Source organism: Paraburkholderia sp. RAU2J, from assembly GCF_003634845.1.
Lineage (GTDB): Bacteria > Pseudomonadota > Gammaproteobacteria > Burkholderiales > Burkholderiaceae > Paraburkholderia > Paraburkholderia fynbosensis.
Genome location: NZ_RBXG01000001.1, coordinates 1,736,804 through 1,762,451, shown reverse-complemented (window position 1 = coordinate 1,762,451; position 25,648 = coordinate 1,736,804). Strand labels below are relative to the sequence as shown.

Genomic DNA, 25,648 nt, shown 5'->3' with positions numbered 1-25,648 from the left:
CGGATTTACTACACAGGTGGGGAGCTATGGCGGGCATTCAAGGCCCGCGCGTCAGGCCGCCGCGCGCTCCAGCGCGTCGACGAACATCGCGGCCACGTCGAAGCCGGTCTGATCCATGATTTCCCGGAAACACGTCGGGCTCGTCACGTTGACTTCGGTCAGCCAGTCGCCGATCGCGTCCAGCCCGACCAGCAGCAGACCACGCGCCGCGAGCACCGGCGCCAGCGCGTCGGCGATCTTGCGATCATGCTCCGTTAGCGGACGCGCCACGCCGAGGCCACCGGCTGCGAGATTGCCGCGCACTTCATTACCCTGAGGAATACGCGCGAGCGAATACGGCACTGCAGCGCCGCCGATCAGCAAAATGCGCTTGTCGCCGTCCTTGATTTCGGGGATGAACTTTTGCGCCATCACCGAGCGCGCGCCATCGTGGCTCAGCATTTCGACGATCGAGCCCAGGTTCATACCGTCGGCCTTCACGCGGAACACGCCCATGCCGCCCATGCCGTCGAGCGGCTTGAGGATCACATCGCCGTGCTGTTCATGGAATGCGCGCAAACGGGTCGCGTCGCGCGTGACCAGCGTGGGCGTGACGAACTGCGCGAACTCGCCGATCGCCAGCTTTTCCGAATGGTCGCGAATCGCCTGCGGCTTGTTGAAGATGCGCGCGCCGCCGCGCTCGGCCATTTCGAGCAGCCACGTCGACGTGACGTATTCCATGTCGAACGGCGGGTCCTTGCGCATCACCACCGCGCTGAAGCTCTTCAGCGCGCGCGGCGCGGCCGCGTCGGCGGCGTGCCACTCGTCGCGATGCAGATCTGTCACGTCGCCGACGATCGTAAGCCGCTGCACGTTCGCTTCGACGTCGCCGCCCGTCCACGCCAGATGCTTCGGCTCGCACGTGTGCACCACGTGCCCGCGGCGTGCGGCTTCGGCCATCATCGCATAGGTCGAATCTTTGTAGATCTTGAACTGGGAGAGCGGATCGGCGATGAAAAGAATGTCCATGAAGGTCCCGGTGCGCCCTGACGGGCGTGGCATTGTTCGTCAATATAGTCGTTGAAAATGGCGATGGCGGCACGCATGCCGCCATCGCCCATTCAGGATGGCTTAGACTTGGATTGCTTCCGGATCGGTCTTTTCCAGTTCGACCGATGCGGCAAGCAGCCCGAGCCGCGCCACCACACCGTACATGTAGAAGCGGTTCGGCGGCGCCGCGCCGGGCTTCGCGTGCGCGTCCGGCAGCGCCGTATGCTCGAAGCCGAGCGGCACGAAGTGCATGCCGGGCGCGTTCAGGTTCTGGTCGCGCTCGCGGCTGCCGTGCACACGGTAGAAGCCGCCCACCACGTAGCGGTCGATCATGTAGACGACCGGCTCGGCGACTTCCTCGCCGATGCGCTCGAACGTGTACACGCCTTCCTGCACGATCACGTCGTGCACTTCGAGGCCGTCCTTGGTGGCCGCCATCTTCGCGCGCTCGCGCTTGGTGAGCGCGGCCACTTCCGACGCGTCGTGCACGGTCATCACGCCCATGCCGTACGTGCCCGCGTCCGACTTGATGACGACGTACGGTTTCTCGGAGATGCCGTACTCGCGATACTTCCTGGCGATCTTTTTGAGCACGCCGTCGATCGCGTCGGTCAGCGCTTCTTCACCGGTGCGCTCCTGGAAATCGACGCCTTCGACATGCGCGAAGTACGGATTGATCATCCACGGATCGATTTCGACCATCTTCGCGAATTTCTTTGCGACGTCGTCATAACACGAGAAATGCGTGGATTTGCGACGAACCGCCCAGCCAGCGTGCAACGGCGGCAGCAGGTACTGCTCGTGCAGATTTTCGAGCACGGGCGGGATGCCCCCTGACAGGTCGTTGTTCAGCAGGATCGAACACGGGTCGAAGTTCTTCAGGCCGAGACGGCGCTGCGAACGTTCGAGCGGTTCGAGCACGAGTTTCTGGCCGTCCGACAGCGCGATCGTGACAGGCCCGTTGATGCTTTCGTCGAGCGTGCCGAAACGCACGTTCAGGCCGGCCTGGCGCATGATCGCGGCCAGGCGGGCGACGTTTTCGAGGTAAAACGCGTTGCGCGTGTGGCGCTCCGGAATCACCAGCAGATTCTTCGCGTCCGGGCAGATCTTCTCGATCGAGGCCATCGCGGCCTGCACGGCCAGGGGCAGCACTTCCTGCGGCAGATTGTTGAATGCGCCGGGGAATAGATTGGTGTCGACCGGCGCGAGCTTGAACCCCGCGTTACGCAGATCGACGGAGCAGTAGAACGGCGGCGTGTGCTCCTGCCATTCGAGCCGGAACCAGCGTTCGATGGCGGGTGTGGCGTCGAGGATCTTCCGCTCGAGATCGAGCAGCGGGCCGTTTAACGCCGTAACTAGGTGCGGAACCATTGATCACTCGCAGACTGGAGAAAAAAGATTGTAGAGCAAATGCTTTGTCCATTTGGGGACGGTTTCTCCATTCGCAAGCGGACGCGAATGCATTCTCCCTATGGTCATGATAGGCGGGGAAATCTGCCGCTCACAAGAGAGCCAGCAAGAAAAAAGCCCGCCATGAAGGCGGGCCAAATCGCTGCGCTTGATCGTGATCAGACGAGCCCGGGAGCGCGGGCTCGCAGACGTTTTGCTTATTCGACGTGTTCGCCGTGCAGGCTCACGTCGAGGCCCTCGCGCTCCTCTTCTTCCGTCACGCGGATGCCCATCACCATGTCGATGATCTTCAGCAGGATGTAGCTCACCACGCCGCTGTAGATCAGCGTCGTCAGCACGCCCTTGGCTTGCACGATGATGCTGCCGTCCGCGCCGCCAATGTCCTTGACCGCGAACACGCCGGTCAGGAGCGCACCGACGATACCGCCGATGCAGTGCACGCCGAACGCGTCGAGCGAGTCGTCGTAACCGAGCTTGTGTTTGAGCCACGTGGCCGACCAGAAGCAGACCACACCCGCCACGATACCGATCACCAGCGCGCCGACTGTGCCGACGAAACCCGAAGCCGGCGTAATCGCCACCAGACCCGCCACCGCACCCGACACGATACCGAGCACCGACGGCTTACCCTTGGCCGCCCATTCGGCGAACATCCACGCGAGCGCTGCCGCCGCGGTGGCCACTTGCGTCGTGAACATCGCGAAACCGGCACGGCCGTCAGCCGCCACCGCCGAACCCGCGTTGAAGCCGAACCAGCCCACCCACAGCATCGCGCCACCGATCAGCGTGAGCGTGAGGTTGTGCGGAGCCATGGCTTCCTTGCCGTAACCGACACGCTTGCCAAGCACCAGCGCGCAGACCAGCGCCGCGATACCGGCGTTGATGTGCACCACCGTGCCGCCCGCGAAGTCGAGGATGCCCGCGCTAGCCAGCCAGCCGGTCGGTTCCCAGACCATGTGCGCGATCGGCGAGTAGACGATGATCGACCACAGCGTCATGAACACCAGCATCGCCGAGAACTTCATACGGTCGGCAAACGCGCCCGTGATCAGTGCCGGGGTGATGATCGCGAACGTCATCTGATAGACGAAGTAGACCGTTTCGGGAATCGTCGGAGCCAGATGGCTGACGGTCAGCGTCGTGGCCTTGTCACCCTTGACGTAGTTCATGCCCGCCATGAAGACGCGCGAGAAGCCGCCGATGAACGAGCTGCCCGGCGTGAAGGCGAGGCTGTAGCCCACCACCGTCCAGACGATCGTCACGAGGCAGGTGATCGCGAAGCTTTGCATCAGCGTCGCGAGCACGTTCTTCTTGCGGACCATGCCGCCGTAGAACAGTGCCAGACCCGGGATCGTCATGAACAGCACGAGCGCGGTGGAGGTCAGCATCCAGGCGGTGTCGCCCGAATTGATCTTCGACGAATCGACCGAGAACGGCGCGCTCGGTGCCGCCGGGGCGGCGTCGGCTGCGGGAGCCGATGCCTCAGGCGCGGCTGCTGCCGGTGCCGAAGCTGCTGCGGCGGCTGGCGCGGCCGAGGCGTCGGGCGCCGGGGCGCTGGCGGTCGCATCGGGAGCCGAGGCGGCTGCGGGAGCGGACGCGTCGTCCGCAAAGGCGGCGCCCATACCGCCCGCGAGCAGCGAACCGGCCATCAGCAGGGACATCAATAATTTGCGCATCTTTCGTTTCCTCTTATCGCTATCTATGTCGCTATCTTTTCGTGTTACAGAGCGTCCGCGCCGGTCTCCCCGGTGCGAATCCGGATCACCTGCTCGATCGGCGTGACGAAGATCTTGCCGTCGCCGATCTTGCCGGTGCGCGCTGCGCGTTCGAGCGCCTCGATCGCCTGGTCGACGATGTCGTCCGAGACAGCTGCCTCGATCTTCACTTTCGGCAGGAAATCGACGACATATTCAGCACCCCGATACAGCTCCGTGTGGCCCTTCTGGCGGCCGAAGCCTTTGACTTCCGTCACCGTGATGCCCGAGACGCCGATGGCCGACAAGGCTTCGCGCGCCTCATCGAGCTTGAACGGCTTGATGATTGCGGTAATGAGCTTCATGAAATCCCTCGCTAAGTTGCGTAACCCGTTGCCTAACCGTTTTGCGTACCCATAACCCGTTCGCGTGGTCTCGTCCCTCTGCCGGCGAAAAGCGTCCGGCAGTGCGCGCGGGGCAGTAACAGCAACTCGCATGCCATGTTGTGTCAGACTGCGCACCGCGCGCCAGGAAAGGCGCGCAAGCGACCCTGGCCGGATGGCTAACGATGGCCGGGCACGCTGGCGCGGCGTATGGATCGTTGCTAGAGTGTTCGAAGGTTTAAACGCGAGGGCGGCGCACCAAAGGCGCTCATGCCGCAGCGGCGCGCAAATGGGGGCGCACCAAAACAGCCCATGCGTGATGACAAAGCACAGGCGTAACGAAATATGCACATTTTTTGTGCACAAAGGGGAACACCATGAAACAACCAAACGATGTTTTCAATGACTTTCAGGCTCGTATGAGCGAGCTGTTCAAGAACTCGCCGGCCAAAGACGTCGAACGCAACGTGAAGGCCATGCTGTCGCAGGGCTTTTCGAAACTCGACCTCGTCACGCGCGAGGAATTCGATACGCAGACCCAGGTGCTGGTACGCACCCGCGCCCGCCTCGAAGAGTTGGAGCGCCGCGTCGCCGAACTCGAACAGAAGCTGCCGGTCACCTCACCAACGCCTTAATGCATCGCTTGTAGCGCACCAGCTGCGCAGTGCTGCCCATCACAGGCAAGCGAGCCGTGACGTCATCAGCGTTTTAGGGGACTTGCGCGCGCCTTCGGCGCGCCGTCCGACGGGAGAAGATATGTCGCTTGCCGTGGTGCGCAGTCGCGCGCCGGCCTCTGGCCGCGCGCCCGAAGTTACTGTCGAGGTTCACCTCGCAAACGGATTGCCCTCATTTTCGATCGTCGGCCTTCCTGACTTGGAAGTGCGCGAAAGCCGCGAGCGCGTGCGCGCGGCACTGCAAAACTGCGGCTTCGACTTCCCCGTCCGACGTATTACCGTCAATCTTGCCCCCGCCGATTTGCCGAAGGAATCCGGCCGCTTTGACCTGCCGATCGCGTTGGGCATCCTCGCGGCGAGCGGGCAGATTCCCGTTGAATCCCTGCTGTATCGGGAGTTTGCCGGCGAGCTATCGTTGACTGGCGCGCTGCGGCCGATGCGCGGCGCTTTCGCGATGGCGTGCGGGACGGCCCGCAGCGGCGCGGCTCAGCGCGGCGCGCACGACGGCGGCTTCTCATCTTCCGCGATCCCCGGAGAGTCGACCGTGGCCCCGCTCCCCCCGGAGCGTACTCCGCAGCTCTATCTCCCTGCCACCAGCGCGGCGGAAGCCGCGCTCGTGCCCGGCGTCGATGTCTACGGCGCCGCCGACCTGCCGTCGCTCTGCGCCCACCTCGCCGGAGCGCCCGACGCACGGCTTTCTCCCGTCGCTGCACCTGACCTCGCCGAAAGCGCGCCCGCTGCCGCGCCCGACATGGCCGACGTGATCGGCCAGCGCGGCGCGCGCCGCGCCCTCGAAGTCGCCGCGGCCGGCGGGCACCACGTGTTGCTGATCGGACCGCCCGGCGCGGGCAAATCGATGCTCGCCGCCCGCCTGCCGGGCCTGCTGCCCCCCATGACCGACGACGAAGCGCTCAGCTCCGCCGCCTTGCTGTCCGCCAGCCGGGCTGGCTTCACGGCGGCGCAGTGGCGGCAGCGCCCGTTTCGGGCGCCGCACCATTCGTCGAGCGCAGCGGCGCTGGTCGGTGGGCGCAATCCGCCGCAGCCCGGCGAGATCACGCTGGCGCATCTGGGCGTGTTGTTCCTCGACGAACTGCCCGAATTCAGTCGCGATGTCCTCGAAACGCTGCGCGAGCCGCTCGAAGCCGGTCGCATCACAATCTCGCGCGCCGCCCTGCAGGCGGATTTCCCGGCGGCCTGCCAGCTGATTGCCGCGATGAACCCGTGCCCCTGCGGATGGCGCGGTGACCCGGGCGGCCGCTGCCGCTGCACGCCGGAGATCGCGGCGCGTTATCTGCGCAAGCTGTCCGGCCCTTTGCTCGATCGAATCGACATTCAGCTTGAGATTCCGGCGCTCACGCCAGCCGAACTTGCGGCTCGGTCGGCGACGGCCGGCGAGGCGAGCGCGGCGATCGCTCGACGGGTATGCGTCGCACGCGAGCGACAACTGCGGCGGCAGGGCAAGACCAATCGCGAACTCGGTGGCCGGGAAGTGGACGAGGTCTGCCGCCCCGACACGGCGGGCGAAGCGCTGCTGCGTGAAGCCGGCGAGCGCTTCCGATGGTCAGCGCGTGCTTACTATCGGGTGCTCAAGGTCGCCCGTAGCATCGCCGACCTCGCAGGCGTGACGATGCCGAGCGCTGCGCAGATCGCGGAGGCCATCCAGTATCGACGGGTTTTTGGCTCGTTATGAGGAGAAAAATATGCTGTCAAGACTTGACTTATGCACACATGCACGCTTCGGATAGATTTTGATACATCTGAAAGGTGCGCTGAAGGGCTCAATCGAAACCCGTTGATTTAATTGGCTTTTTTAAAATATTCAAAGTCGCGGAGAACTGACAGGATGCCCGCGGGACGGGCATCGGCGGCAGATACCGGCGAGTTCTCAACAGAGTTATCCACAGGCGCGCCGAGCATGGGGAAAACTTCAACGTAAACCGGGAATTAGCGCACGATGCTGCGAAGAAACTTTCACTATAAACGTCGCTCCTTCGCGCGCCCGATCGGCCAAAAATACCGCCTTCAATAAAGTTTGAACGACGAAAAAAACTGTTCGACCTGCTCTGGCGGCAGCGGTTTGTCGGCGATGATTGCCGCCTGATAGACGTGCCGCCCGCGTGCCGCCAGGCGGGCGTAGACCGTGCGCATTTCATGCTGCGAGCCCGCCTCACCGGTGAGCTTCATTTCGAGGCCCAGCACCTGGCCGCCCGCTGCGAGCGGGATTTGCACCGCGTGCGCGTCGGGCGCCACGCCAACGTTACGAGCGAGGCCGTCGCGCAGAAAAGCCAGCGCGGCACGCTGCGTGGCTTCCTGGTCGTCGGGCAGCATGACGGTGCCGACCGCGAATACCGCGTTACCGGCTTCGGCCGTTTGCATCGCCATCGGCATCGCCGCGCCGCCGATCTGCACCGGCCGCTGATCGTTGCCCGGCTTGGCGGGAAAGTCGACGGTGTAGCCGTTGTCGTTGTTCATGATGGTGCGCCAGTCGAAGGTCGGCGAGCAGGCGCTCAACGCGGCGCCGAGCACCAGCGCGCAAGCAGTCGCAGCGAGCAGCCTACGCCCGCGCGGCCGGCGCGAAGAAGCGTCCGGAGCGCCGACCGGCGGGTTGTCATCAGCTGGCAGGCCGCTTCGGAAACGGCTACCGAAAGAAAAGCAGGCAGGAATTGGGGCGAGGAAACGGCTAATGCAAAAGGCAGCTCGGAACATGGGGACAGAAGATCGGACCGACCGAAACGTAAAACCCTATTATCCGCTGCCGCCCCGCCTCCTGCCGCGCCGACGGAATGGGGCTACAATAGCGACGCTGTTCAGCACCGGCCCAACGGCCCGATCGACCCACTGGCCCGCGCGTTCCGCGCGACTCTCGAGGTTCCGTTCATGAGCTCCAACCCATCTTCCGCCGCCCGGCGCGCGAGCCCACTGCGCTACATCATCGCAGCCGCCGTGGCGATCGTGCTGGCGGTCGCCGGCTACTTCGCGTTTGCGGGTCAGCAGCGCGTGCCCGATGCGACCTTCACGCTGCTGTCCGGCCAGAAAGTCACGACCGCCGACCTGAAAGGCAAGGTCTATCTCGTCAACTTCTGGGCGACGAACTGCGATACCTGCATGAAGGAAATGCCGCAGATGGTCGAGACCTATAACCGTTTCAAGGGCCGGGGCCTCGAATTCGTGGCGGTTGCCATGAACTACGACGCGCCGATGTACGTGACCAACTACACGCAAACGCGCCAGTTGCCGTTCAAGGTTGCCATGGACGACGGCTCGGCCGCCAAGCAGTTCGGCAATGTGCAACTCACGCCCACCACGTTCCTGATCGACAAGGACGGCAAGATTCTGAAGCGTTATGTCGGCGAGCCCCAGTTCGCGGAACTCGACCAATTGCTGGAAAAGGCGCTGAAGGCGTAACGGCCTTCGCCCCGGCTCGATCCGAGTCGATTCGAGTCGAGTCGAGTCGATCCGATTCAACGCGCCGGCCGCGCCTTGCCGCCGGCGCCGTTCCTCACCGCTCCCCTTCCCCTTTGGCCGCCAGGCCATATCGCTTGATTTTCTCGTAGAGCGTGGCCTTGCCGAGCTGCAGCTTGTCCGCCGCCACCGCTACTGCCCCGCCGGCCTGCTCCAACGCTTGCGCGATCATCGCCCGCTCGAATTGCTCGACACGCTCCTTCAACGGTTGCGTGGCCGCGGGGTCGTCGGCGCAAGACATGACCGGATCTTCTGCGACGCCGAGCACGAAGCGGTCGGCGGCATTGCGCAGTTCTCGCACGTTGCCCGGCCAGTCGCGCTGCATCAGGCTCGCGCGCTGGCGATCGGTGAGAATCGGCGCAGGACGCTGGTAACGCACCGCCGCATCCAGCAGGAAGTGTTCGAAGAGGGGCACGATGTCCTCGCGACGCTCGCCCAACGGCGGCAGCGCGATCGTCACCACGTTCAGCCGATACAGCAGATCGCGCCGGAACGAGCCATCCGCGACGTGCTCGGCCATGTCGCCCTTCGCTGCGGCGACCACCCGGCAATTCACGCGAATCGGCTGGTTCGAGCCGAGCCGCTCCAGCACGCCGTCCTGGAGCACGCGCAGCAGCTTGACCTGCAACGCGAGCGGCATGCTCTCGATCTCGTCGAGAAACAACGTGCCGCCCGACGCATGTTCAAGCTTGCCGATTCGCCGTTTCGCCGCGCCGGTGAAGGCGCCCGGTTCGTAGCCGAACATCTCGGACTCGAACATCGGCTCCGGCAACGCGCCGCAATTCACTGCGATAAACGGCTTGTCGCGCCGCGGCGACAGCTCGTGCAGACTGCGCGCGATCAACTCTTTCCCCGCGCCGGTATCGCCATTGATCAGCACGGAGGCGTCGGTCGGCGCGATGTTCGCGATCAGCCGCCGCACCTGTTCGATCGCGGGACTGCGGCCGATGATCCGCGGCGCCACCGAGTTCTGCTCCGCCAGTTCACGGCGCAGGGCGAGATTCTCCAGCACCAGCTTGCGGCGCTCCAGCGCGCGCCGCACGGTTTCGATCAGGCGCTCGGATGCGAACGGCTTCTCGATGAAGTCATACGCTCCGTCGCGCATCGCCTGCACGGCCATCGAGATATCGCCGTGGCCGGTGACCAGAATCACCGGCACGTCGGGCGCTCGCTCGTGGCACTGCGCGAGCAGATCGAGCCCGCTCGCGCCCGGCAGGCGAATATCGCTGACGATCACGCCGGAGAAATCCGCGCTGATCATCTTTGCCGCGGCTTCCACCGACGCATGGCCGACCACGTCGAAGCCCGCCAGTTGCAGGCTCTGCACGCTGGCGCGGCGCACCAGTTCGTCGTCTTCGATATACAGCACTTGCAGGCCGTGGTTCAGCATCGCGTTTTCCATCTTGATTCAGGAACCCGTGGTTAGCGGGTCCGCCGGGTGGTTCGTCTGCACGCGCGCGCGGCGCAGCGTCAACACGAATAATGCACCGCCGTCCGGCGCGTTGCGCGCGACCAGCGTGCCGCCGCAATCGCGCGCGATCGACGACGAGATCGCCAGCCCGAGTCCCAGCCCCTGCCCCATTTCCTTGGTTGTGAAGAACGGTTCGAACAGACGCGGCAGCACGTCGTCGGGAATGCCGGGGCCGTTGTCGCTCACCATGAGCGACACGTTCGCCTCGGCGACTTCGATCTCGATCGCGATGCGCGGCGCGCTCATGCCGGCAATCGCGTCGAGTGCATTGCCGAGCAGGTTGATCAGCACCTGTTCGAGCCGCAGGTCGTCGCAATGCGCGATCAGTTCGGGATGGTCGTCGGTGAGACTGAGCGGTGTGCGCGCGCCGCTCACCGCATCGCACAGCGTGAACGCGACTTCGACGCCCTGCAAGCGCTTCTGCAGCAGCCCGACGACATTGCGCAGCGCCCGCATGATCGGCGCGCGCGCATTGCGCGGCCGCGCCCGTCCGACGAACAGCTTCAACTGATTGGTGATCTTGCCCATGCGCTCGGTAAGCGCCGCGATCGCTTCGAGGTTCTCGCGCGCCGACGCCTGGTCGCCGCGTTCGAGCAGCACGCGCGTGTTGTCCGAGAAACTGCGCAACGCGGCAAGCGGCTGATTCAATTCATGCGTGATGCCCGCTGCCATTTGCCCGAGCGCGGCGAGCTTGCTCGCCTGGATCAGCTCGTCGTGCGCGGCGCGCAACTCCTGCTCGGCGCGCGTGCGCTCGATCACTTCCTTCTGCAACTGTTCGTTCGCCTGCGACAGATCCACCGTGCGTTCGGCGACCCGCTGATTCAGTTCCGCGTAGGCCTTTTGCAGCAGCGTGCGGCTGCGCATCATCTCGCGCACGCGAGCGCGGCGCATACGCCAGTAGAACGCGAGCAACACGATGGAGATGTAGGCGAAGCCGGTGACGATGGTCGCCTTGCGCGCGTCGGCGTCGACCGGATCGACGGGCGACATCGTGATCAGATGCCAGTCGGGGATGCCCATGCTGCGGCGCGACGCGAGATAGCGCGGCGCATAGCGGCCGCCGCCGATGCGCACGATCTGCGCATGGCCTTCGAGCGTGCGCTCGATCGTCAGCGGCAGCGGCGCGATGGTCTGCTGCGCGTACTGCCGCGCCTGGTAGATCGAATCGGCGACCGGTCCCGACAGCGGCCGTATCGTGTGATATTTCCACGCCGGCACCGAGGACAGAAAGATCACGCCGTGATCGTCGGTGACGACGAGCGGCTCGGACGCATCCGCGCCCTGAAACCATTCGAGATCGAGTTTGACGACCGCCACGCCGACGATCTTGCCGTCGCGCCGCACCGGTTGCGAGATGTAATAGCCCGGCGCCTGCGAAATCGTGCCGATGCCGAAAAAGCGGCCCACGCCGCCATTGACCGCATCGAGAAAATACGGCCGGAACTGATAGCCCGCGCCGATGAAACTGCCCGGCCCGCGCCAGTTGCTGGCGGCGACGCAGTAGCCGTCGAGCGGAATGATGTACGTGACCGTGGCCCGCGCGTGGCGGTTGAGGTCTTCGAGATAGAGGTTCGCGCGTTTGACGTTGGCCGGGCTGGGGTCGACCAGCACGTCCTGCACGATGGGATGCTCGGCAAGCAGATAGGGCAGCGACTCGTAGCGTTCGAGCGTGCTCTTCAGCGCGCTGGCGGTGCGCTCGGCGCGCACGGCGGCGTTGCGCCGCAGGTTGTCGATGCCGCTTTGCCACGCGATGCTGTAGGTCAGTGCACACGCCGCCACGAGCCCGGCAACGAGCGCGAAGAGGATCAACAGGCGGCGCGTCACGTTGGCAATGTCCGATCGGTCAGGATCGGACATTGTGGCATAAGGCGGCGCGCCGCCGTCGCCAGCTTCGCGATGCGGGGACGCGGTGGATCGGCGCGGAGCACCCGGTTTCATACGCGGGTGTCCGCAGCCGTTATGGAGAAGTCCGAACCTGCGCGCGGCTTAAACGCCGGCCGGTTCTTTGACCGCCACGTCGCCGCGCAACGCGGCATTCAGCTTGTTGCGGTCCAGCTCCTTTTCCCATGCCGACACCACGACCGTCGCCACGCCGTTGCCGACGATGTTCGTCAGCGCGCGGCATTCGCTCATGAAGCGGTCGATACCGAGAATCAGCACCATGCCCGACAGCGGAATGGTCGGCACCACGGCCAGCGTCGCGGCCAGCGTGATGAAGCCCGCGCCCGTCACGCCGCTTGCGCCCTTCGACGTCAGCATCGTCACCGCCAGCAGCGTGAGCTGTTGCGCCCACGTGAGTTCGGTGTTGGTCGCCTGGGCGATGAACAGCACGGCCATCGTCATGTAGATGTTGGTGCCGTCGAGGTTGAACGAGTAGCCGGTCGGCACCACGAGGCCCACCACCGAGCGCGAGCAGCCGAGCTTTTCGAGCTTGAGCATCAGTTGCGGCAGCGCGGCTTCCGACGAACTCGTGCCGAGCACGATCAGCATCTCTTCCTTGATGTACGCGACGAAGCGCAGGATGTTGAAGCCCACGAAGCGCGCGATGATGCCGAGCACGACCACCACGAACACGATCGCGGTCAGATAGAACGTGCCGATCAGCTTGAGCATCGGCAGCAGCGAGCCGATGCCGTACTTGCCGATGGTGAACGCCATCGCGCCGAACGCGCCGATCGGCGCCAGCTTGGTGATGATGCGCACGATGCCGAACAGGATGTGCGAGAGCCCTTCGATGAAGTTCGTCACCACCTTGCCCTTCTCACCGGCCGTCGCGAGCACCGCGCCGAACAGCAGCGCGACCAGCAGGATTTGCAGGATCTCGCCTTGCGCGAATGCCGACGACAGCGTGTCTGGGATCAGGTGCATCAGGAAGTCGACCGTGGTCTGGCCGTGCGCCTTCGCGGCGTACGACGCGACCGCCCTGCCGTCAAGCGTGGCCGGGTCGATGTTGAAGCCGGCGCCCGGACGCAGCAGGTGGGTGGCGAACAGGCCGAGCACCAGTGCGAAGGTCGAGACGATTTCGAAGTACAGCAGCGCCTTGCCGCCGACGCGCCCGACCTTCTTCATGTCCTCCATGCCGGCGATGCCGGTGACCACCGTGCAGAAGATGATCGGCCCGATCACCATCTTGATCAGCTTGATAAAGCCGTCGCCGAGCGGCTTCATGTCGACGGCGAGATTCGGGTAGAAATGCCCGAGTGCGATACCGATGACGATCGCCACGATCACCTGGACGTACAGCACTTTATAGAAAGGTTTCTTCACGATGATTCCTGCTTGGTGAGATGAGCTCTAGGCCTGCCACTGCGCATCACGCGAACGAAGATTCGTCAGCCCGTGCACGGCAATAGGCCGCGACAAGACGACGAATTCAGAAATACCGGGAAGGGAAATCGGACATCGTTGTCTCCTTGCTTTAGTTGTCGGACCGTTGCGGCCGCACCCTCTGTTTTGCAAGGTCGATGCCAGGCGGATATAAATCTTAGCGCCTTGATTCTTATGCGATTTTTATCGCAGCAACACGAATGCCGTCCGGGATTCCGGAAATCCGGACGAGGGCTGTCGGGGAATCCGGAATTCGTCGAGGCAAACCTTGCGGGAAAACCCGTAGCCCTTTTTTGCGTGTGCCTACGGTTTGCCGGCGCGAGTGTACCGGCCGCACCGCTTCACCCACGCTCCAGCGCCCGCGTCATGCAACCCTCAGGCCGGACTCGCCGGTGCGGACAACATGTCGTGGTGCAGCTTGTCGATGCGATCCGTGCAAATCATGTCGACGCCCCATTGCGCGAGCAGTTGCGCGCGCGCCGGGTCGTTCACCGTATAGGCCAGCACGCGCAACCCGGCCGCGCGAATCTGCGCGACCAGCGGCTCGCTCAGATAGCGGTGGCTCGCGTGCAACGACACGCAGTCCAGTTCACGCACGATGCGCAGCCAATCCGCCGGCACCTCTTCGAAGAGCATGCCGCGTTGCAGCGACGGAGCGCCATCGCGCGCGGCGGCAAGCGCCTCGAACGAAAACGACGACAGCAGCGGCGGCATCTGTCCTTGCCACAACGTCAGCGCGCCCCTTGCCACCAACGTGCCGGTGAGCACCTCGCGGCCCGGACACGGTTTGATCTCGATGTTGGCGGCGATGCCGTCGCGTACGCAACGTTGCGCCGCATCGGCGAGCGTCGGCAAGCGCGTGCCGGCGAATTGCGGTCCGTGCCACGCGCCGGCGTCGAGCGCGGCCAGTTGCTGCCACGTGTGTTCGGCGGCGGCGCCGTGGCCGTTGGTGGTGCGGTCGAGCTTGTCGTCGTGGAGCAGAAAGAGCTGGTTGTCGGCCGACAGCTTCGCGTCGAATTCGACCATGCGGTAGCCGTAACGCACGCACGCGTCGAAACCGGCCAGCGTGTTCTCCGGCGCCAGCGTGCCGCCGCAGCGATGCGCGACCAGGCGCGGATAAGGCCAGTCTGCGGATAAACCGCGATCAATCCCGTTTGCCACGTCTCGTTCCCTTGCAGAAAGAGCGGTTGAGTTTGCTCGCGATGCGGTGCGTTGCAAGCCGCTATCACCTGCAACGGCGTTCATACGGCACGCTGGGCGGCTTCACACGCGAGTCCCGCGCGTAGTATCGCGCGTGGGCGAATGCGGCGATAGTCTGGCGTGGGCGCGCGCCTCGTCTCGTCGCGTTCTTCAGTCTTTGCAAGTTCGTGATCAGGATGACGAAGCGTCCGGGCTCGCGGATCCCTCGCCGCGGCGCAGTGCCAATGTTTCCCGCCTCATGTGGAATTGATGCGTGCCGGCGTCCGGCCGTTGCAGACACAAGCTGGCGTAGTCCGCCGCTGCCCCGACGCCGCCGGGCAGCGGCGCTCATGCCGCCTTTAACGCGCTTGCGAAGCCGCCTGGGCACGCACCCTGCCGCCGTCGGTCTGCGGCAGCAGCAGCGTGCTCACCACGCCGATCAACAGACTGAACAACACGTAGTACAGCGGCGCGGCATTGCTGCCCGTCACCTTGACGAGCCACGTGTTGACGAACGGCGCCAGTCCACCGAACAGCAGCACGGCCAGGTTGTACGTGAGCGCCGCACCCGTCGAGCGCACGCCGACCGGAAACACTTCCGTCAACACGACCGGTACGGGCGCCCAGATAAAGCTCATGAAGAACGACACCCCCACTTGCAGCAGCAACAGCGAGTGGAACGAGGGCGCGGCGATGAAGTGATGGAAGAAGAACCACGCGGCCACGCCATAGCCGACCATCCCCGGCAGCAGCACCGCCCTGCGTCCGTATCGGTCGGACAGGTAGCCCGCGAGCGGACAGACGAGCAGGATGACGGCCGTTCCGAAAAAGGTCGCGAGATTCGCATCCGCCGTCGCGATGCCCAGGCGCTGCTTCGCGAAGATCGGCAGGAAGAACACGAACACGTACGCGGAGACCGTGCCCACCACGCAGATGCCGGTGCTGGAGATCATCTCGCGCGGATACTTGCGCACGAGATCACGCAACGGCGTGCGCGCGGCCTTCTCCGATGCGCTCGCGGCGCTGCGGCGATAGGCAAGAAACTCCGGCGATTCATCGACCTTCGAACGGATGATCCAGCCCACCGGGCCGATCAGGATGCCAAACAGAAACGGCAGGCGCCATCCCCATGATTCCAGTTGAGCCGCGCTGAGGTGGGTGGTGAGCAGGTACGCCACTGCGGCGCCCAGCGAGAATGCCAGCGCCTGCGAGCACATCTGGAAACTGCCGAAGAAGCCGCGCCGATGAGCGGGCGCGAACTCCACCAGCATCGTGGTCGCACCGCTGAATTCGCCGCCGGCAGAGATGCCCTGAATCATCCGGGCCAGTACCATCAGGATCGGCGCGGCGACGCCGATCGCGGCATAGGTCGGCAGCAGGCCGATCATGCCGGTGCCGAGCGCCATCAGCACGATGGTGACCGACAGCGCCTTCTTGCGCCCGACCCGGTCGCCGTACAACCCGAGCAGCACGCCGCCGAGCGGGCGTACGGCAAAGCCGATGCCGAAGGTCGCCAACGTCAGCATCAGCGAGGCGAGTGGGTTGTCGGCCGGGAAATACAGGCGCGCGATCGTCGCCGCAAACAGCCCGTAGATCGCGAAGTCGAACCACTCGAATGCATTGCCGAGAACGGAGGCAATCACCACCTTTCTCACCATCGACGGCGATTGTACGGGGTTAACGGACATTGCGAATCTCCATGAAGATGTGATTGGCGTGTGCGCTCAACCCAGCCGACGCCGCACGATTTCGAGGAACACCGCCGCGCCTGCCGGTGCCGTGTCGTCGTCGAAATCGAATGCCGGGTGATGGCACGTCAGGCCGTCGTGACCGAGGAAAAAGTACGAACCCGGGCGCTGCTGCAGCATGAAGGCGAAGTCTTCGGACGCCATCAGCGGGGCGACGTTGGAAATCACATTGTCGACGCCCAGCACGTGTTCCGCGGCGGCCCGCACGACGTCGGTCTGCTCAGGCGTGTTGACGGTGGGCGGAGAACTCTGCAGGTGCTCGAATTCGACCGTGCATCCATACATACGCGCCGCGCCGTCGCAAATATCGCGCATGCGCTTCAACGTCAGTTCCTGGGCCGCGACCGACAGCGTGCGCACGGTCCCTTCCAGCATGGCGGTGTCCGGGATCACGTTGATCGCGGTGCCGGCAATGAACTTGCAGACACTGACCACGGCGGTGTCGAGCGGATCGATATTGCGGCTGACGATACTCTGGATCGATTGCACGATGGCCGCGCCGATCATCAGCGGATCGATCGAGCGGTGCGGCATCGCGGCGTGGCTGCCAACGCCCTGGATGTCGATCCGGAAAAGATCGCAGGCCGAAAGAATCGCGCCGCTGCGCACGCCGACCTTGCCCGCCGGCAATGCGTTGTTGTTATGCAGCGCGTAGATTTCGTCGCAATGAAAGCGCTCGAAGAGACCATCGCGAATCATCGCCGAGCCGCCGCGCAGCGTTTCTTCGGCGGGCTGGAAAATCAGATGGACGGTGCCGCGAAATGCGCGATGCGCCGACAGATGCTTCGCGACGCCAAGCAGAATCGCCGTGTGGCCGTCGTGGCCACAGCCGTGGAAAACGTTGTCATGCGTCGAGCGGTGCGCGACGGTGCCCTTCTCCTCCATCGGCAGCGCGTCCATGTCGGCGCGCAATCCGATCGATGGCCCCGCGCCCAGCGTGCCCCGGATCGTGCCGACCACACCCGTGCCGCCCACGCCGGTCTGAACTTCGATGTCCCAACCAGTCAGCAGGCCGGCGACCAACTCTGCGGTGCGATGCTCGTGAAATCCCAGTTCCGGATGCCGGTGAATGTCCCGCCGCCACGTCCGCATCGATTCCGCGAGCGCACCCCATTCCACATTTGTCTGCATGCCGGCATCCCTCGAAACATGATGAAGGTCAGATCTTTTCGCCGCGGCGATGACGATCCCGTTACCGGAAGATACTTTAATAGTTGCAAATTTCAACTAGTGCTTTTACGGACGAACGGCGCGCGGCGGCCATGCTTCGTCTATCATCGAGCTTGATCTGAGCGGCAATCCACGCCGCCTAGGCGACGCCCCCGACCCAACCCGAGCCCGACAGTCCCAAGCGGTATGCCACCTGCCAAGCCGAAAGCCCGCGCGTTTACCGAAGACATGAAGTTTGCGCGCTTCCTCACGTTCAAACTGGATCTGATCAAGACCGAGATGATCAGCCGCGCCAATGCGGTGTACAAGCCGGCGTGCGGTTTCGACGTGCGCGCTCTGCGCGTGCTGCGGATCATCTGCGATGCGCCCGGTATCACGGCGACGGCGGTGAGGGAGCAGACCTTGATCGAGAAGACGCTGCTGTCGAAGCTGCTGGCGGATCTGATCGAGCGCAAGCAGGTACGGCGCACGATCCATCCGGATGACGCGCGTCACTTCCAGTTGTGGCCGACGACGACCGGCAAGCGCACGCGCGCGGCCAGCGACGAACTGGGGCAGGCTTTGGAGGCGGAGTTGTTATCGGTGTTGAGCGACGAAGAGCGCGCGGCGCTCGATCATATCGTCGACAAACTCGTCGACGCATTTCGCGCATCGGCACAACGCGAGGGCGCGAAGTCCACGGACTGATGCAATAGCGAGGTAGCAGCGTGGGATGAGACGGGTGGCCCGACGCAAAGCCGGCAGAAAAAAGCCCGCAACGCGTGCGGGCTTTTTCATCTTCAATACGGACAACGAGCTAAAGCGTTCAGACCACGCCGGCCCCATGCGCCTGCAAATCGGCGTGGTAGCTCGAGCGGACCATCGCGCCGACCGCAGCATGCGTGAAGCCCATCTTGTACGCTTCTTCCTCGTACATCTTGAAGGTGTCCGGATGCACGTACGAGCGCACCGGCAGATGGTGCTCCGACGGTTGCAGATACTGGCCGATGGTCAGCATGTCCACGTCGTGCTCGCGCAGGTCGCGCATCACTTGCAGAATCTCTTCTTCGGTTTCGCCGAGACCGACCATCAGCCCGGACTTGGTGGCGACGTCCGGATGCAGCGCCTTGAAGTCCTTCAGCAGCTTCAGCGAATGCGCGTAGTCCGAACCCGGACGCGCTTCCTTGTAAAGACGCGGCACCGTTTCGAGGTTGTGGTTCATCACATCCGGCGGCGCGGCGTTCAGAATGCCGATCGCACGATCGAGACGACCGCGGAAATCCGGCGTGAGAATTTCAATGCGCGTTTCCGGCGACAGCTCGCGCGTCTGACGAATACATTCGACGAAGTGCGCCGCGCCGCCGTCGCGCAGATCGTCACGGTCGACGCTCGTGATCACCACGTACTTCAGCTTCAGCGCGGCGATGGTGCGCGCGAGGTTGCCCGGTTCTTCGGGATCGAGCGGGTCGGGACGACCGTGGCCGACGTCGCAAAACGGGCAGCGGCGCGTGCACTTGTCGCCCATGATCATGAAGGTCGCGGTGCCCTTGCCGAAGCATTCGCCGATGTTCGGGCAGCTCGCTTCTTCACACACCGTGTGCAGGTTGTGTTCGCGCAGAATCTGCTTGATTTCGTAGAAACGCGAATTGCCGGTGGCCGCCTTGACGCGAATCCAGTCCGGCTTCTTCAGCTTTTCAATCGGGACGATCTTGATCGGGATGCGAGCAGTTTTGGCTTGCGCCTTCTGCTTCGCGGTAGCGTCGTAGGCGGCGGAAGCCGGCACACCTTCGAGCGCGGGGGAAGCTGCGAGGTTCGCGGTAACGTCAGTCATTCGTTCGGTCCAGTCAGGCGGTGAGCGCACCAGCCTGTGGTTGGGCGACGGCCGCGGGACTGCCGTCGAGGTTTGCGGTGAGGCATGCTGCAAGGGTACGGGCCACGTCGTCCCAGCCGGCGGCAACGCCGAGCGTTGCCATGTCGACCGTTTCGAGCCCCGCGTAGCCGCATGGATTGATCGCCAGAAACGGCCGCAGATCCATCTTCACGTTCAGGCTCACGCCGTGATAACTGCAGCCGTTGCGGATTTTCAAACCGAGTGCCGCAATCTTGGCGCCGGCATGCAGCCCGGCGTCGGGATGAGGCGCTACGTAGATGCCGGGGGCGCCGGCCTTGCGTTCTCCGGCGAGATTATACGCCGCCAGGGTGTCGATCACGGCCTGCTCGATCCGAGTGACCATGTCGCGCACCATCAGCTTGCGGCGACGCAAATCGAGCAGCAGGTACGCGACCACCTGGCCGGGCCCGTGATACGTGATCTGGCCCCCTCGGTCGACCTTGACCAGCGGGATGCCGCTGTCGGTGGCCAGCAGATGCGCCGGATCGCCGGCCTGCCCTAGCGTGAAGACGGGTGGGTGTTCGACCAGCCAGATTTCGTCGGGAGTATCGGCCGTGCGTGCATCGGTGAAGGCGCGCATCGCGTCGAAACTGGCTTCATAGGATTCGTTGCCGAGCCAGCGCAGCGTAAGCGGCGCCGTGGCGGGTGAGGGAGACGGGGAAACCGGGATGGTGCTCATGGTCCCGGCAGTTTACCGAAATACCGGGATCCGCGCCGGGGGTGACTGCATTCAAAAGGCCTCGGTGCGGACGGGCGCCGTGTTGCCGTGTGCGTTGTGTAGGGAGGGGCGCTGGCTGGAAGCGCATCGGACGGCGTGGCGGCACGTGTGCCTATTACCGCCAGTGACTTGGCGTCTCGGCGTCTCGGCCTATCGGCGCCCGCCGCCCAACAACGTCATCCGCGCGCCGCCCCGGCCTCAAACCGTGCGCCAACCGCCGCGCAGGCGCATCATCAACCGTTCACCGACCCGCGCGAGCCAGTTCAACGCGCGTTCGTCGCAGCGCGTCGGTACGGAAAACGCCACCTTCGCGTGCGTGGTGCCCTCGGCGCTCAGCCAGAGTCGCTCACCGCGCCGCAGCCGGAGCGTGTGGCCCGGTTGCAGCCAGTAATCTTCGGTGTCGTCGCTGCGCGTGACCCAGATCGCGCCGCCATGGACCACCAGCTTGGTGCTGCGTGCGACCTTCATCGGCAGCGTTTCGCCGTTACGGATTTCAAACGCAATGCTAGAGGAAATTTCTCGCATGATGCCCTCGCCAAAAATCGTTTCATGGCTACAATCGTAGGCGTAGCAAGGGTTTACGCAAAACGATCTATTTTCACCTCTATGTGAGAAATATTGCGATGGACCTCCGACAATTACCCGCGCTGAACGCGATCAAGGCATTCGAGGCCGCCGCCCGTCACGAGAGCTTCTCGCGCGCCGCCGACGAACTGTTCGTCACGCATGGCGCCGTCAGCCACCAGATCCGCGCACTCGAAGCCGAACTGGGCGTGTCGCTGTTTGCTCGCGACGGCAAGCGCGTGCGCCTTACCGAAACCGGCCGGCGCTACGCCACGCATGTGCGCACCGCGCTGATGGCGCTCGCCGACGCCACCCGCGAAATCCGCGCCGGCGACCGCGAGCGCCGCCTGGTGGTGTCGATGCTGTCGTCGTTCGCGGCGCGCTGGGTGACGCCGCGCATCGGCAGCTTCATCGAGGCGCATCCGCAATGGGACCTCGAACTGCTGTCCACCAACGCGCTGACCGACTTCGCGCGCGACGACGTCGACGTGGCGATCCGTTTCGGCTTTGGCAAATATTCGGGGCTGCATTCGGAGTTGCTGCTGGAGGAGATTTTCTTTCCGGCCTGCGCGCCGCATTTCAACGGCGGCAACCTGCCGAAAACGCCGGCCGATCTCGCCAAAGTCCCGCTGCTGCGTTCCGACGACGAATTGTGGCGCCCCTGGTTCGACGCCGCCGGCCTCACCGACTGGCCTGAGCCCAAGCGCGGCGTGCTGTACCAGGATTCGTCGAATCTGCTGCAAGCGGCGATCGACGGCCAGGGCGTCGCGCTCACGCGCCGCTCGCTGGCGATGCATGAGATCGCCGCGGGCCGCCTCGTGCGTCTATTCGATGTGGACGGGCCGAGCCCGTGGCAGTACTACTTCATCTGCCCACCGCAAATGCTCGACACCGCCCGCGTCAGGGCTTTCCGCGACTGGGTGTTCGACGAGGTGGGACGCTTCAAGCAGCTGTTCGACCGGGCTTGCGAGGCGAGACCCGCTGCGAGCCCCGGTCTGGCGGCGGACGCATTGCACGTCACGCCGTGATACGAAACATCGCGCGACGCGTTACAGCACCACTTTGACCATCGGATGGCCGGTCAGCGCGAGATAGATGCTATCGAGATGCTCACGGCTCGTGGCGCGCACGGTGACCGTCAGCCCCGTGTAGTTGCCGCCGCTGGACGGCCGCGTTTCGACGCGCGACGCGTCGACTTCGCCGTCGAACTGGCGGACCACCGTGACGATGGTTTCGGCGAACTCCGGATGCGATTTACCCATGATCTTGATCGGGAAATCGCAGGGGAAATCAAACAGTGAGTCGTTCGCGGGATTCATTCTCTACTCCTTGCTGCGCCTGTTGCGCTTCTTTGTCCTTGGCTCGCTGATACGCCGCATACAGCGCCGCGAACACCGCGCCCGGCTTGCCCTCGCCGACCGGCTGGCCGTCGAGCCGCGTGACCGGCAGCACTTCCTTGGTGGCCGAACTGACGATGATCTCGTCGGCCGCGCGCAACTCGGCTTCGCTGATCTCACGCGCTTCGAAGCGGATGCCGCACTCGGCCGTCAGCTCCTCGATCAGACCGTAGCGAATCCCTTCGAGGATCTTGTGGCTGCGCGGCGGCGCCGACAGCACGCCGTCCTTCACCATCCACACATTCGACGACGATCCTTCGGTCAGCATGCCGTCGCGAAACTGGATCGTCTCGAACGCGTCATTCTCCGCCGCGAATTGCGCCATCAGCACATTGCCGAGCAGCGACACCGACTTGATGTCGCAATTGAGCCAGCGGCGATCCTCGGCGCTCACGCAGGGCACGCCTCGGGCACGCTGCGCGGCGTCCGGCAGATTGAGCGGCGTGACCATCACGAACACGGTCGGCCGAATGCCGGCCGGGAAAGCGTGGCCGCGCTTCGCGACACCGCGCGTGACCTGAATATAGGCAATCGCATCCTGATCCGCCGGCAAACCGCCATCAGCCTCGTTGGCCGCGACCACCCGCTCGATCAGTTCGCGCCAGCCGGCGTCGTCGAACGGATTGGTGATGCCGATCTTGCCCACCGAGCGCGCGAGGCGCGCGAGGTGCTGCGGAAAACGGAACGCGGTGCGCCCGCCCCGATGCGCCAGGCGCGACGCGTAGAACGGTGCGACCTCGTAAATGCCGTCGCCGAAAATAAAGCCGCGGTCGAGCACCGGCACGCGCGCTTCGGACAACGGCACCAGCTCGCCGTTCAGATAAACGATCGGATCGAGCGAAACCTCGGAAACAGCGGTCATTGCGTCAGGCTCTTATTTCTTCTTGTTGAACATCAGCATCAGCGAATCCCACACGCGGCCCACCACGCCGGCTTGCGGCACGGCGTGCAAGGCCACCACCGGGAACTGCGCGAGCACCTTGCCGTCGGCCACCAGCTTGGCGACGCCGACCTGCTGACCGTTCGCGATCGGCGCGATCAGCGTGTCGACCTGCTCGATCTGCGGCTTGACCTTGTCGGCCATGCCCTTCGGCACGGTGATGTACTGGTCGCTCTTCACGCCGATCTGCACACTGTCCTGCGCACCCTTGTAGACGCGCGGCGTGCCGACCACCTGATTCGCCTTGTACAGATGCACCGTGTCATACGCGGTGTAGCCGTAATTCAGCATCTTCAGGCTGTCCTGCACGCGGTCGTGTTCCTTGGTCTCGCCCATCATCACCGAGACGAGACGGCGCGACGCGTCGGTCGTGCCCGGCAGCGAACGCTTCGCGCTCGCGATCAGGCAGTACCCCGCCGCTTGCGTGTGGCCGGTCTTCAGGCCGTCCACGGTCGGGTCGATCCACAGCAGGCGATTGCGGTTCGGCTGCTTGATCTTGTTGTACGTGAAGTCCTTGACCGAGAAGATGTTGTAGTAGTCGGGGAAGTCGCGGATCAGACGCGCCGACAGCACCGCAAGGTCGCCCGCGGTCGTGTAGTGCTGCGGGTCGGGCATGCCGTTCACGTCGGCGAAATGGGTGTTCTTCATGCCGAGGCGCTGCGCTTCGGTGTTCATCATGTTGACGAACTGCGCTTCGCTGCCGCCGACCAGTTCGGCCAGCGCGATCGCCGCGTCGTTACCCGACTGGACGATCATGCCGTACACGAGGTCGTGCACGGTGACCGGCTTGTTCGCTTCGATGAACATGCGCGATTCGTCCGTGCGCACGCGGCGCACCGCTTCGCTCGGCATCACGGTCTGATCCATCGTGATCTTCTTCGTCTGCAGTGCTTCGAAGACGAGGTAGGCGGTCATCAGCTTGGTCAGCGACGCCGGCTCCACGCGCTCGTCGGCATTGCCGGAGGCGAGCACCTGGTTGCTGGTGGCGTCGACGAGCACCCACGAGCGCGCGTTTACCGCCGGCGGCGGCACTTGCGCGAACGCGGTGCTGGCAGCGAGGGTCGCCGGCAACACGATGCCGAGGGTGATGGCGCGGCTAAGTTTGAGGGGGACGAAGGAAGCAACTGACGGGAAGGACGTGCGGCCGGTGGTGGAGAAACGCATAAGGTCGGTTCGTGCGGAAAATACATCGCGCGCAGGGCGCATAGTTTGGAAGAGCCGGTCGGCGGGCGTCCGGCCGTAAAACGGCGCGGCGCCCATTGGACTTCCGGCGACCTGGTTGGTTCGCGCAGCACGCCCCACAGGCACCGCTGCGCGCGAAATGACGCTCCGCGACGCGCGAACTGCCGGATGGACCGTGCTGCGCTCAAAAAAAGAGCGCTCATTATACGCGCGCTATCCGGCCAATCCCGCGTGGCACGATCCGATTAATTCGCGGTTTCGCGTACCTGTACCCCGGAAAACGCGCGCGCGGCGCGGATCATCGCCACGCGTCGACGATGATCCGCTTCAGCACGTGCAGTTTGCGGTGCAGGAAATGTTCCGCTCCGGGAATCACGACCACGGGCAATTCCTGCGGACGCGCCCAGTCGTAAACGGATTGAATGGGAACGGTCTCGTCGGTCTCGCCGTGAATCACGAGCGTGTTGTCCGGCACCGGCGCGACATTCCAACGGCTCGCCGCGGTCCCGACCAGCACCATTCGCTCGATCTCCTGACCTTCTTCGCGCAGCTTCGCGGCCACGTGCGACAGCACGAAGGTGCCGAACGAAAAGCCCGCGAGCACGAGCGGCAGATCGCCCTGCCCGGCTTCGGCGCGCATGTGGTCCAGCACCGCGCGCAGATCGTCGCGCTCGCCGATGCCCGCGTCATGTTCGCCCTGCGTCTGGCCGACGCCGCGAAAATTCGAACGATAGGTGACGTAGTTCAACTGCACGAGGGTGCGCGCGAGCGTCTGCGCAACCTTGTTGTCCATCGTGCCGCCGAACAGCGGATGGGGATGCGCGACCAGCGCGATGCCGCGCGGCGCGGCGCCGTTCTCGCGCATCTCGTCGGGCAGATCCAGCGCGACCTCGATCTTGCCGACCGGGCCGTCGATCAGATATTTCTTCGTGTGTACGTTCATGGGAATGCTTATTGATCGATTTTCAGACGCTCGACAATCTTGCCGTTCAGAAGGTGGGAGTCGACGATCTCGTCGATGTCGCTTTCGTCGACATACGTGTACCAGACGCCTTCGGGATACACGACGAGCGTCGGCCCCAGCTCGCAGCGATCGAGGCAACCAGCCTTGTTGATGCGCACCTGGCCGGGGCCGGCAAGGCCGAGTTTCTTCACGCGCTTTTTCGCGTACTCCTGCATTGCCTGGGCATTGCAGTTCGCGCAACTCGGGCGCTCGGCACCGGGTTCGCGCTGATTCAGGCAGAAGAAGACGTGGTGCTTGTAGAAGGAATCCATGATGTCCGGGACGAGACTGTAAGGGAGGGCCATGGCGCTGTCGGCGCGCCTCGTGTGCGGTCGATTATAGCGAGCGGGGCTGATGGCCGCCGATGCGGGCGAGGGGCGAGGCGTGCTGTGCGGGTCCATTCCGCTTGTGTCGGGCAGGCCACTCT

General features: G+C 64.4%; 24 protein-coding genes. 5 read left to right on the top strand and 19 right to left on the bottom strand.

Annotation, left to right across the window (positions count from 1 at the left end; genetic code table 11):
* Nucleotides 1-51: 51 nt before the first annotated feature.
* From gshB to B0G69_RS08130, 4 genes are all read right to left on the bottom strand, one after another.
* On the bottom strand, nt 52-1,008 hold the full coding sequence (gene gshB, locus B0G69_RS08145) for a glutathione synthase (RefSeq protein ID WP_121316420.1): 957 nt from the start codon (nt 1,006-1,008) through the stop codon (nt 52-54).
* A 102-nt stretch (nt 1,009-1,110) separates the two neighbouring features.
* Nucleotides 1,111-2,400, bottom strand: a complete 1,290-nt coding sequence (gene gshA / locus B0G69_RS08140; RefSeq protein ID WP_121316419.1) for a glutamate--cysteine ligase — start codon at nt 2,398-2,400, stop codon at nt 1,111-1,113.
* 236 nt (nt 2,401-2,636) lie between these two features.
* A complete protein-coding gene (locus B0G69_RS08135; protein WP_121316418.1) occupies nt 2,637-4,115 on the bottom strand; it encodes an ammonium transporter in 1,479 nt (492 codons plus the stop codon).
* A 44-nt stretch (nt 4,116-4,159) separates the two neighbouring features.
* Nucleotides 4,160-4,498 (bottom strand): P-II family nitrogen regulator, encoded by a 339-nt coding sequence (locus B0G69_RS08130; protein ID WP_006048089.1) that lies wholly within the window; start codon nt 4,496-4,498, stop codon nt 4,160-4,162.
* Nucleotides 4,499-4,893: 395 nt separating this feature from the next.
* On the opposite strand from B0G69_RS08130, the gene B0G69_RS08125 reads away from it, so the two are divergent.
* Both B0G69_RS08125 and B0G69_RS08120 read left to right on the top strand, forming a co-directional pair.
* Nucleotides 4,894-5,151, top strand: coding sequence for an accessory factor UbiK family protein (locus B0G69_RS08125; protein WP_121316417.1), 258 nt, complete (start codon nt 4,894-4,896; stop codon nt 5,149-5,151).
* Between the two features lie 121 nt (nt 5,152-5,272).
* Complete coding sequence (locus B0G69_RS08120) at nt 5,273-6,880, top strand: YifB family Mg chelatase-like AAA ATPase (protein WP_121316416.1); 1,608 nt, start codon at nt 5,273-5,275, stop codon at nt 6,878-6,880.
* A 332-nt stretch (nt 6,881-7,212) separates the two neighbouring features.
* Here the strand turns inward: B0G69_RS08120 and B0G69_RS08115 are convergent, their stop codons facing one another.
* On the bottom strand, nt 7,213-7,743 hold the full coding sequence (locus B0G69_RS08115) for a hypothetical protein (RefSeq protein ID WP_121319213.1): 531 nt from the start codon (nt 7,741-7,743) through the stop codon (nt 7,213-7,215).
* Nucleotides 7,744-8,067: 324 nt separating this feature from the next.
* Between B0G69_RS08115 and B0G69_RS08110 the strand changes: the two genes are divergently transcribed.
* The gene (locus B0G69_RS08110) at nt 8,068-8,595 is read left to right on the top strand and encodes a TlpA disulfide reductase family protein (RefSeq protein WP_121316415.1); all 528 of its coding nucleotides are present in this window, start codon (nt 8,068-8,070) and stop codon (nt 8,593-8,595) included.
* 94 nt (nt 8,596-8,689) lie between these two features.
* On the opposite strand, the gene B0G69_RS08105 is transcribed toward B0G69_RS08110, so the two are convergent.
* The 6 genes from B0G69_RS08105 to B0G69_RS08080 form a co-directional block, all read right to left on the bottom strand.
* Nucleotides 8,690-10,042, bottom strand: coding sequence for a sigma-54 dependent transcriptional regulator (locus B0G69_RS08105; RefSeq protein WP_175164270.1), 1,353 nt, complete (start codon nt 10,040-10,042; stop codon nt 8,690-8,692).
* Between the two features lie 18 nt (nt 10,043-10,060).
* Nucleotides 10,061-12,061 carry an ATP-binding protein gene (locus B0G69_RS08100; RefSeq protein WP_121316414.1) on the bottom strand — a complete coding sequence of 667 codons (2,001 nt, stop codon included), beginning with the start codon at nt 12,059-12,061 and terminating at the stop codon, nt 10,061-10,063.
* Nucleotides 12,062-12,109: 48 nt separating this feature from the next.
* Nucleotides 12,110-13,390: a dicarboxylate/amino acid:cation symporter gene (locus B0G69_RS08095; RefSeq protein WP_121316413.1), complete on the bottom strand. Its 1,281-nt coding sequence runs from the start codon at nt 13,388-13,390 to the stop codon at nt 12,110-12,112.
* Nucleotides 13,391-13,825: 435 nt separating this feature from the next.
* Nucleotides 13,826-14,611 (bottom strand): glycerophosphodiester phosphodiesterase, encoded by a 786-nt coding sequence (gene ugpQ / locus B0G69_RS08090; RefSeq protein ID WP_121316412.1) that lies wholly within the window; start codon nt 14,609-14,611, stop codon nt 13,826-13,828.
* A gap of 377 nt (nt 14,612-14,988) precedes the next feature.
* Nucleotides 14,989-16,317 (bottom strand): MFS transporter, encoded by a 1,329-nt coding sequence (locus B0G69_RS08085; RefSeq protein WP_121316411.1) that lies wholly within the window; start codon nt 16,315-16,317, stop codon nt 14,989-14,991.
* 36 nt (nt 16,318-16,353) lie between these two features.
* A complete protein-coding gene (locus B0G69_RS08080) occupies nt 16,354-17,508 on the bottom strand; it encodes a M20 aminoacylase family protein (RefSeq protein WP_241991280.1) in 1,155 nt (384 codons plus the stop codon).
* Nucleotides 17,509-17,775: 267 nt separating this feature from the next.
* On the opposite strand from B0G69_RS08080, the gene B0G69_RS08075 reads away from it, so the two are divergent.
* Nucleotides 17,776-18,234, top strand: a complete 459-nt coding sequence (locus B0G69_RS08075; RefSeq protein ID WP_121319207.1) for a MarR family winged helix-turn-helix transcriptional regulator — start codon at nt 17,776-17,778, stop codon at nt 18,232-18,234.
* Nucleotides 18,235-18,352: 118 nt separating this feature from the next.
* Here the strand turns inward: B0G69_RS08075 and lipA are convergent, their stop codons facing one another.
* The 3 genes from lipA to B0G69_RS08060 form a co-directional block, all read right to left on the bottom strand.
* Nucleotides 18,353-19,357: a lipoyl synthase gene (gene lipA, locus B0G69_RS08070; protein ID WP_121316410.1), complete on the bottom strand. Its 1,005-nt coding sequence runs from the start codon at nt 19,355-19,357 to the stop codon at nt 18,353-18,355.
* 13 nt (nt 19,358-19,370) lie between these two features.
* Nucleotides 19,371-20,096: a lipoyl(octanoyl) transferase LipB gene (lipB, locus tag B0G69_RS08065; protein ID WP_121316409.1), complete on the bottom strand. Its 726-nt coding sequence runs from the start codon at nt 20,094-20,096 to the stop codon at nt 19,371-19,373.
* 237 nt (nt 20,097-20,333) lie between these two features.
* Complete coding sequence (locus B0G69_RS08060; protein WP_121316408.1) at nt 20,334-20,660, bottom strand: DUF2917 domain-containing protein; 327 nt, start codon at nt 20,658-20,660, stop codon at nt 20,334-20,336.
* Nucleotides 20,661-20,758: 98 nt separating this feature from the next.
* Here B0G69_RS08060 and B0G69_RS08055 point away from each other — a divergent pair, with 98 nt between their 5' ends.
* The gene (locus B0G69_RS08055) at nt 20,759-21,727 is read left to right on the top strand and encodes a transcriptional regulator GcvA (RefSeq protein ID WP_121316407.1); all 969 of its coding nucleotides are present in this window, start codon (nt 20,759-20,761) and stop codon (nt 21,725-21,727) included.
* A 21-nt stretch (nt 21,728-21,748) separates the two neighbouring features.
* On the opposite strand, the gene B0G69_RS08050 is transcribed toward B0G69_RS08055, so the two are convergent.
* The 5 genes from B0G69_RS08050 to B0G69_RS08030 form a co-directional block, all read right to left on the bottom strand.
* Complete coding sequence (locus B0G69_RS08050) at nt 21,749-22,018, bottom strand: DUF493 family protein (RefSeq protein WP_121316406.1); 270 nt, start codon at nt 22,016-22,018, stop codon at nt 21,749-21,751.
* Nucleotides 21,990-22,958, bottom strand: a complete 969-nt coding sequence (locus tag B0G69_RS08045; protein WP_121316405.1) for a D-amino acid aminotransferase — start codon at nt 22,956-22,958, stop codon at nt 21,990-21,992. Before B0G69_RS08045 ends, B0G69_RS08050 begins: the two co-directional genes overlap by 29 nt.
* 12 nt (nt 22,959-22,970) lie before the next feature.
* Nucleotides 22,971-24,200 (bottom strand): D-alanyl-D-alanine carboxypeptidase family protein, encoded by a 1,230-nt coding sequence (locus B0G69_RS08040; protein ID WP_121319205.1) that lies wholly within the window; start codon nt 24,198-24,200, stop codon nt 22,971-22,973.
* Nucleotides 24,201-24,516: 316 nt separating this feature from the next.
* Nucleotides 24,517-25,161, bottom strand: a complete 645-nt coding sequence (locus B0G69_RS08035; protein WP_121316404.1) for an alpha/beta hydrolase — start codon at nt 25,159-25,161, stop codon at nt 24,517-24,519.
* A gap of 8 nt (nt 25,162-25,169) precedes the next feature.
* Nucleotides 25,170-25,493 (bottom strand): ferredoxin, encoded by a 324-nt coding sequence (locus B0G69_RS08030; protein ID WP_121319203.1) that lies wholly within the window; start codon nt 25,491-25,493, stop codon nt 25,170-25,172.
* Between the last annotated feature and the right edge of the window lie 155 nt (nt 25,494-25,648).

Coding starts and splice junctions, on each gene's coding strand:
- B0G69_RS08075 (WP_121319207.1), top strand. CDS start 17,776: ATGAAGTTTGCGCGCTTCCTCACGTTCAAACTGGATCTGATCAAGACC.
- lipA (WP_121316410.1), bottom strand. CDS start 19,357: ATGACTGACGTTACCGCGAACCTCGCAGCTTCCCCCGCGCTCGAAGGT.
- B0G69_RS08045 (WP_121316405.1), bottom strand. CDS start 22,958: ATGACCGCTGTTTCCGAGGTTTCGCTCGATCCGATCGTTTATCTGAAC.
- B0G69_RS08120 (WP_121316416.1), top strand. CDS start 5,273: ATGTCGCTTGCCGTGGTGCGCAGTCGCGCGCCGGCCTCTGGCCGCGCG.
- B0G69_RS08030 (WP_121319203.1), bottom strand. CDS start 25,493: ATGGATTCCTTCTACAAGCACCACGTCTTCTTCTGCCTGAATCAGCGC.
- gshB (WP_121316420.1), bottom strand. CDS start 1,008: ATGGACATTCTTTTCATCGCCGATCCGCTCTCCCAGTTCAAGATCTAC.
- B0G69_RS08100 (WP_121316414.1), bottom strand. CDS start 12,061: ATGAAACCGGGTGCTCCGCGCCGATCCACCGCGTCCCCGCATCGCGAA.
- B0G69_RS08040 (WP_121319205.1), bottom strand. CDS start 24,200: ATGCGTTTCTCCACCACCGGCCGCACGTCCTTCCCGTCAGTTGCTTCC.
- B0G69_RS08080 (WP_241991280.1), bottom strand. CDS start 17,508: ATGCAGACAAATGTGGAATGGGGTGCGCTCGCGGAATCGATGCGGACG.
- B0G69_RS08125 (WP_121316417.1), top strand. CDS start 4,894: ATGAAACAACCAAACGATGTTTTCAATGACTTTCAGGCTCGTATGAGC.
- B0G69_RS08105 (WP_175164270.1), bottom strand. CDS start 10,042: ATGCTGAACCACGGCCTGCAAGTGCTGTATATCGAAGACGACGAACTG.
- B0G69_RS08060 (WP_121316408.1), bottom strand. CDS start 20,660: ATGCGAGAAATTTCCTCTAGCATTGCGTTTGAAATCCGTAACGGCGAA.
- B0G69_RS08050 (WP_121316406.1), bottom strand. CDS start 22,018: ATGAATCCCGCGAACGACTCACTGTTTGATTTCCCCTGCGATTTCCCG.
- B0G69_RS08130 (WP_006048089.1), bottom strand. CDS start 4,498: ATGAAGCTCATTACCGCAATCATCAAGCCGTTCAAGCTCGATGAGGCG.
- B0G69_RS08110 (WP_121316415.1), top strand. CDS start 8,068: ATGAGCTCCAACCCATCTTCCGCCGCCCGGCGCGCGAGCCCACTGCGC.
- B0G69_RS08055 (WP_121316407.1), top strand. CDS start 20,759: ATGGACCTCCGACAATTACCCGCGCTGAACGCGATCAAGGCATTCGAG.
- B0G69_RS08135 (WP_121316418.1), bottom strand. CDS start 4,115: ATGCGCAAATTATTGATGTCCCTGCTGATGGCCGGTTCGCTGCTCGCG.
- lipB (WP_121316409.1), bottom strand. CDS start 20,096: ATGAGCACCATCCCGGTTTCCCCGTCTCCCTCACCCGCCACGGCGCCG.
- gshA (WP_121316419.1), bottom strand. CDS start 2,400: ATGGTTCCGCACCTAGTTACGGCGTTAAACGGCCCGCTGCTCGATCTC.
- B0G69_RS08085 (WP_121316411.1), bottom strand. CDS start 16,317: ATGTCCGTTAACCCCGTACAATCGCCGTCGATGGTGAGAAAGGTGGTG.
- B0G69_RS08035 (WP_121316404.1), bottom strand. CDS start 25,161: ATGAACGTACACACGAAGAAATATCTGATCGACGGCCCGGTCGGCAAG.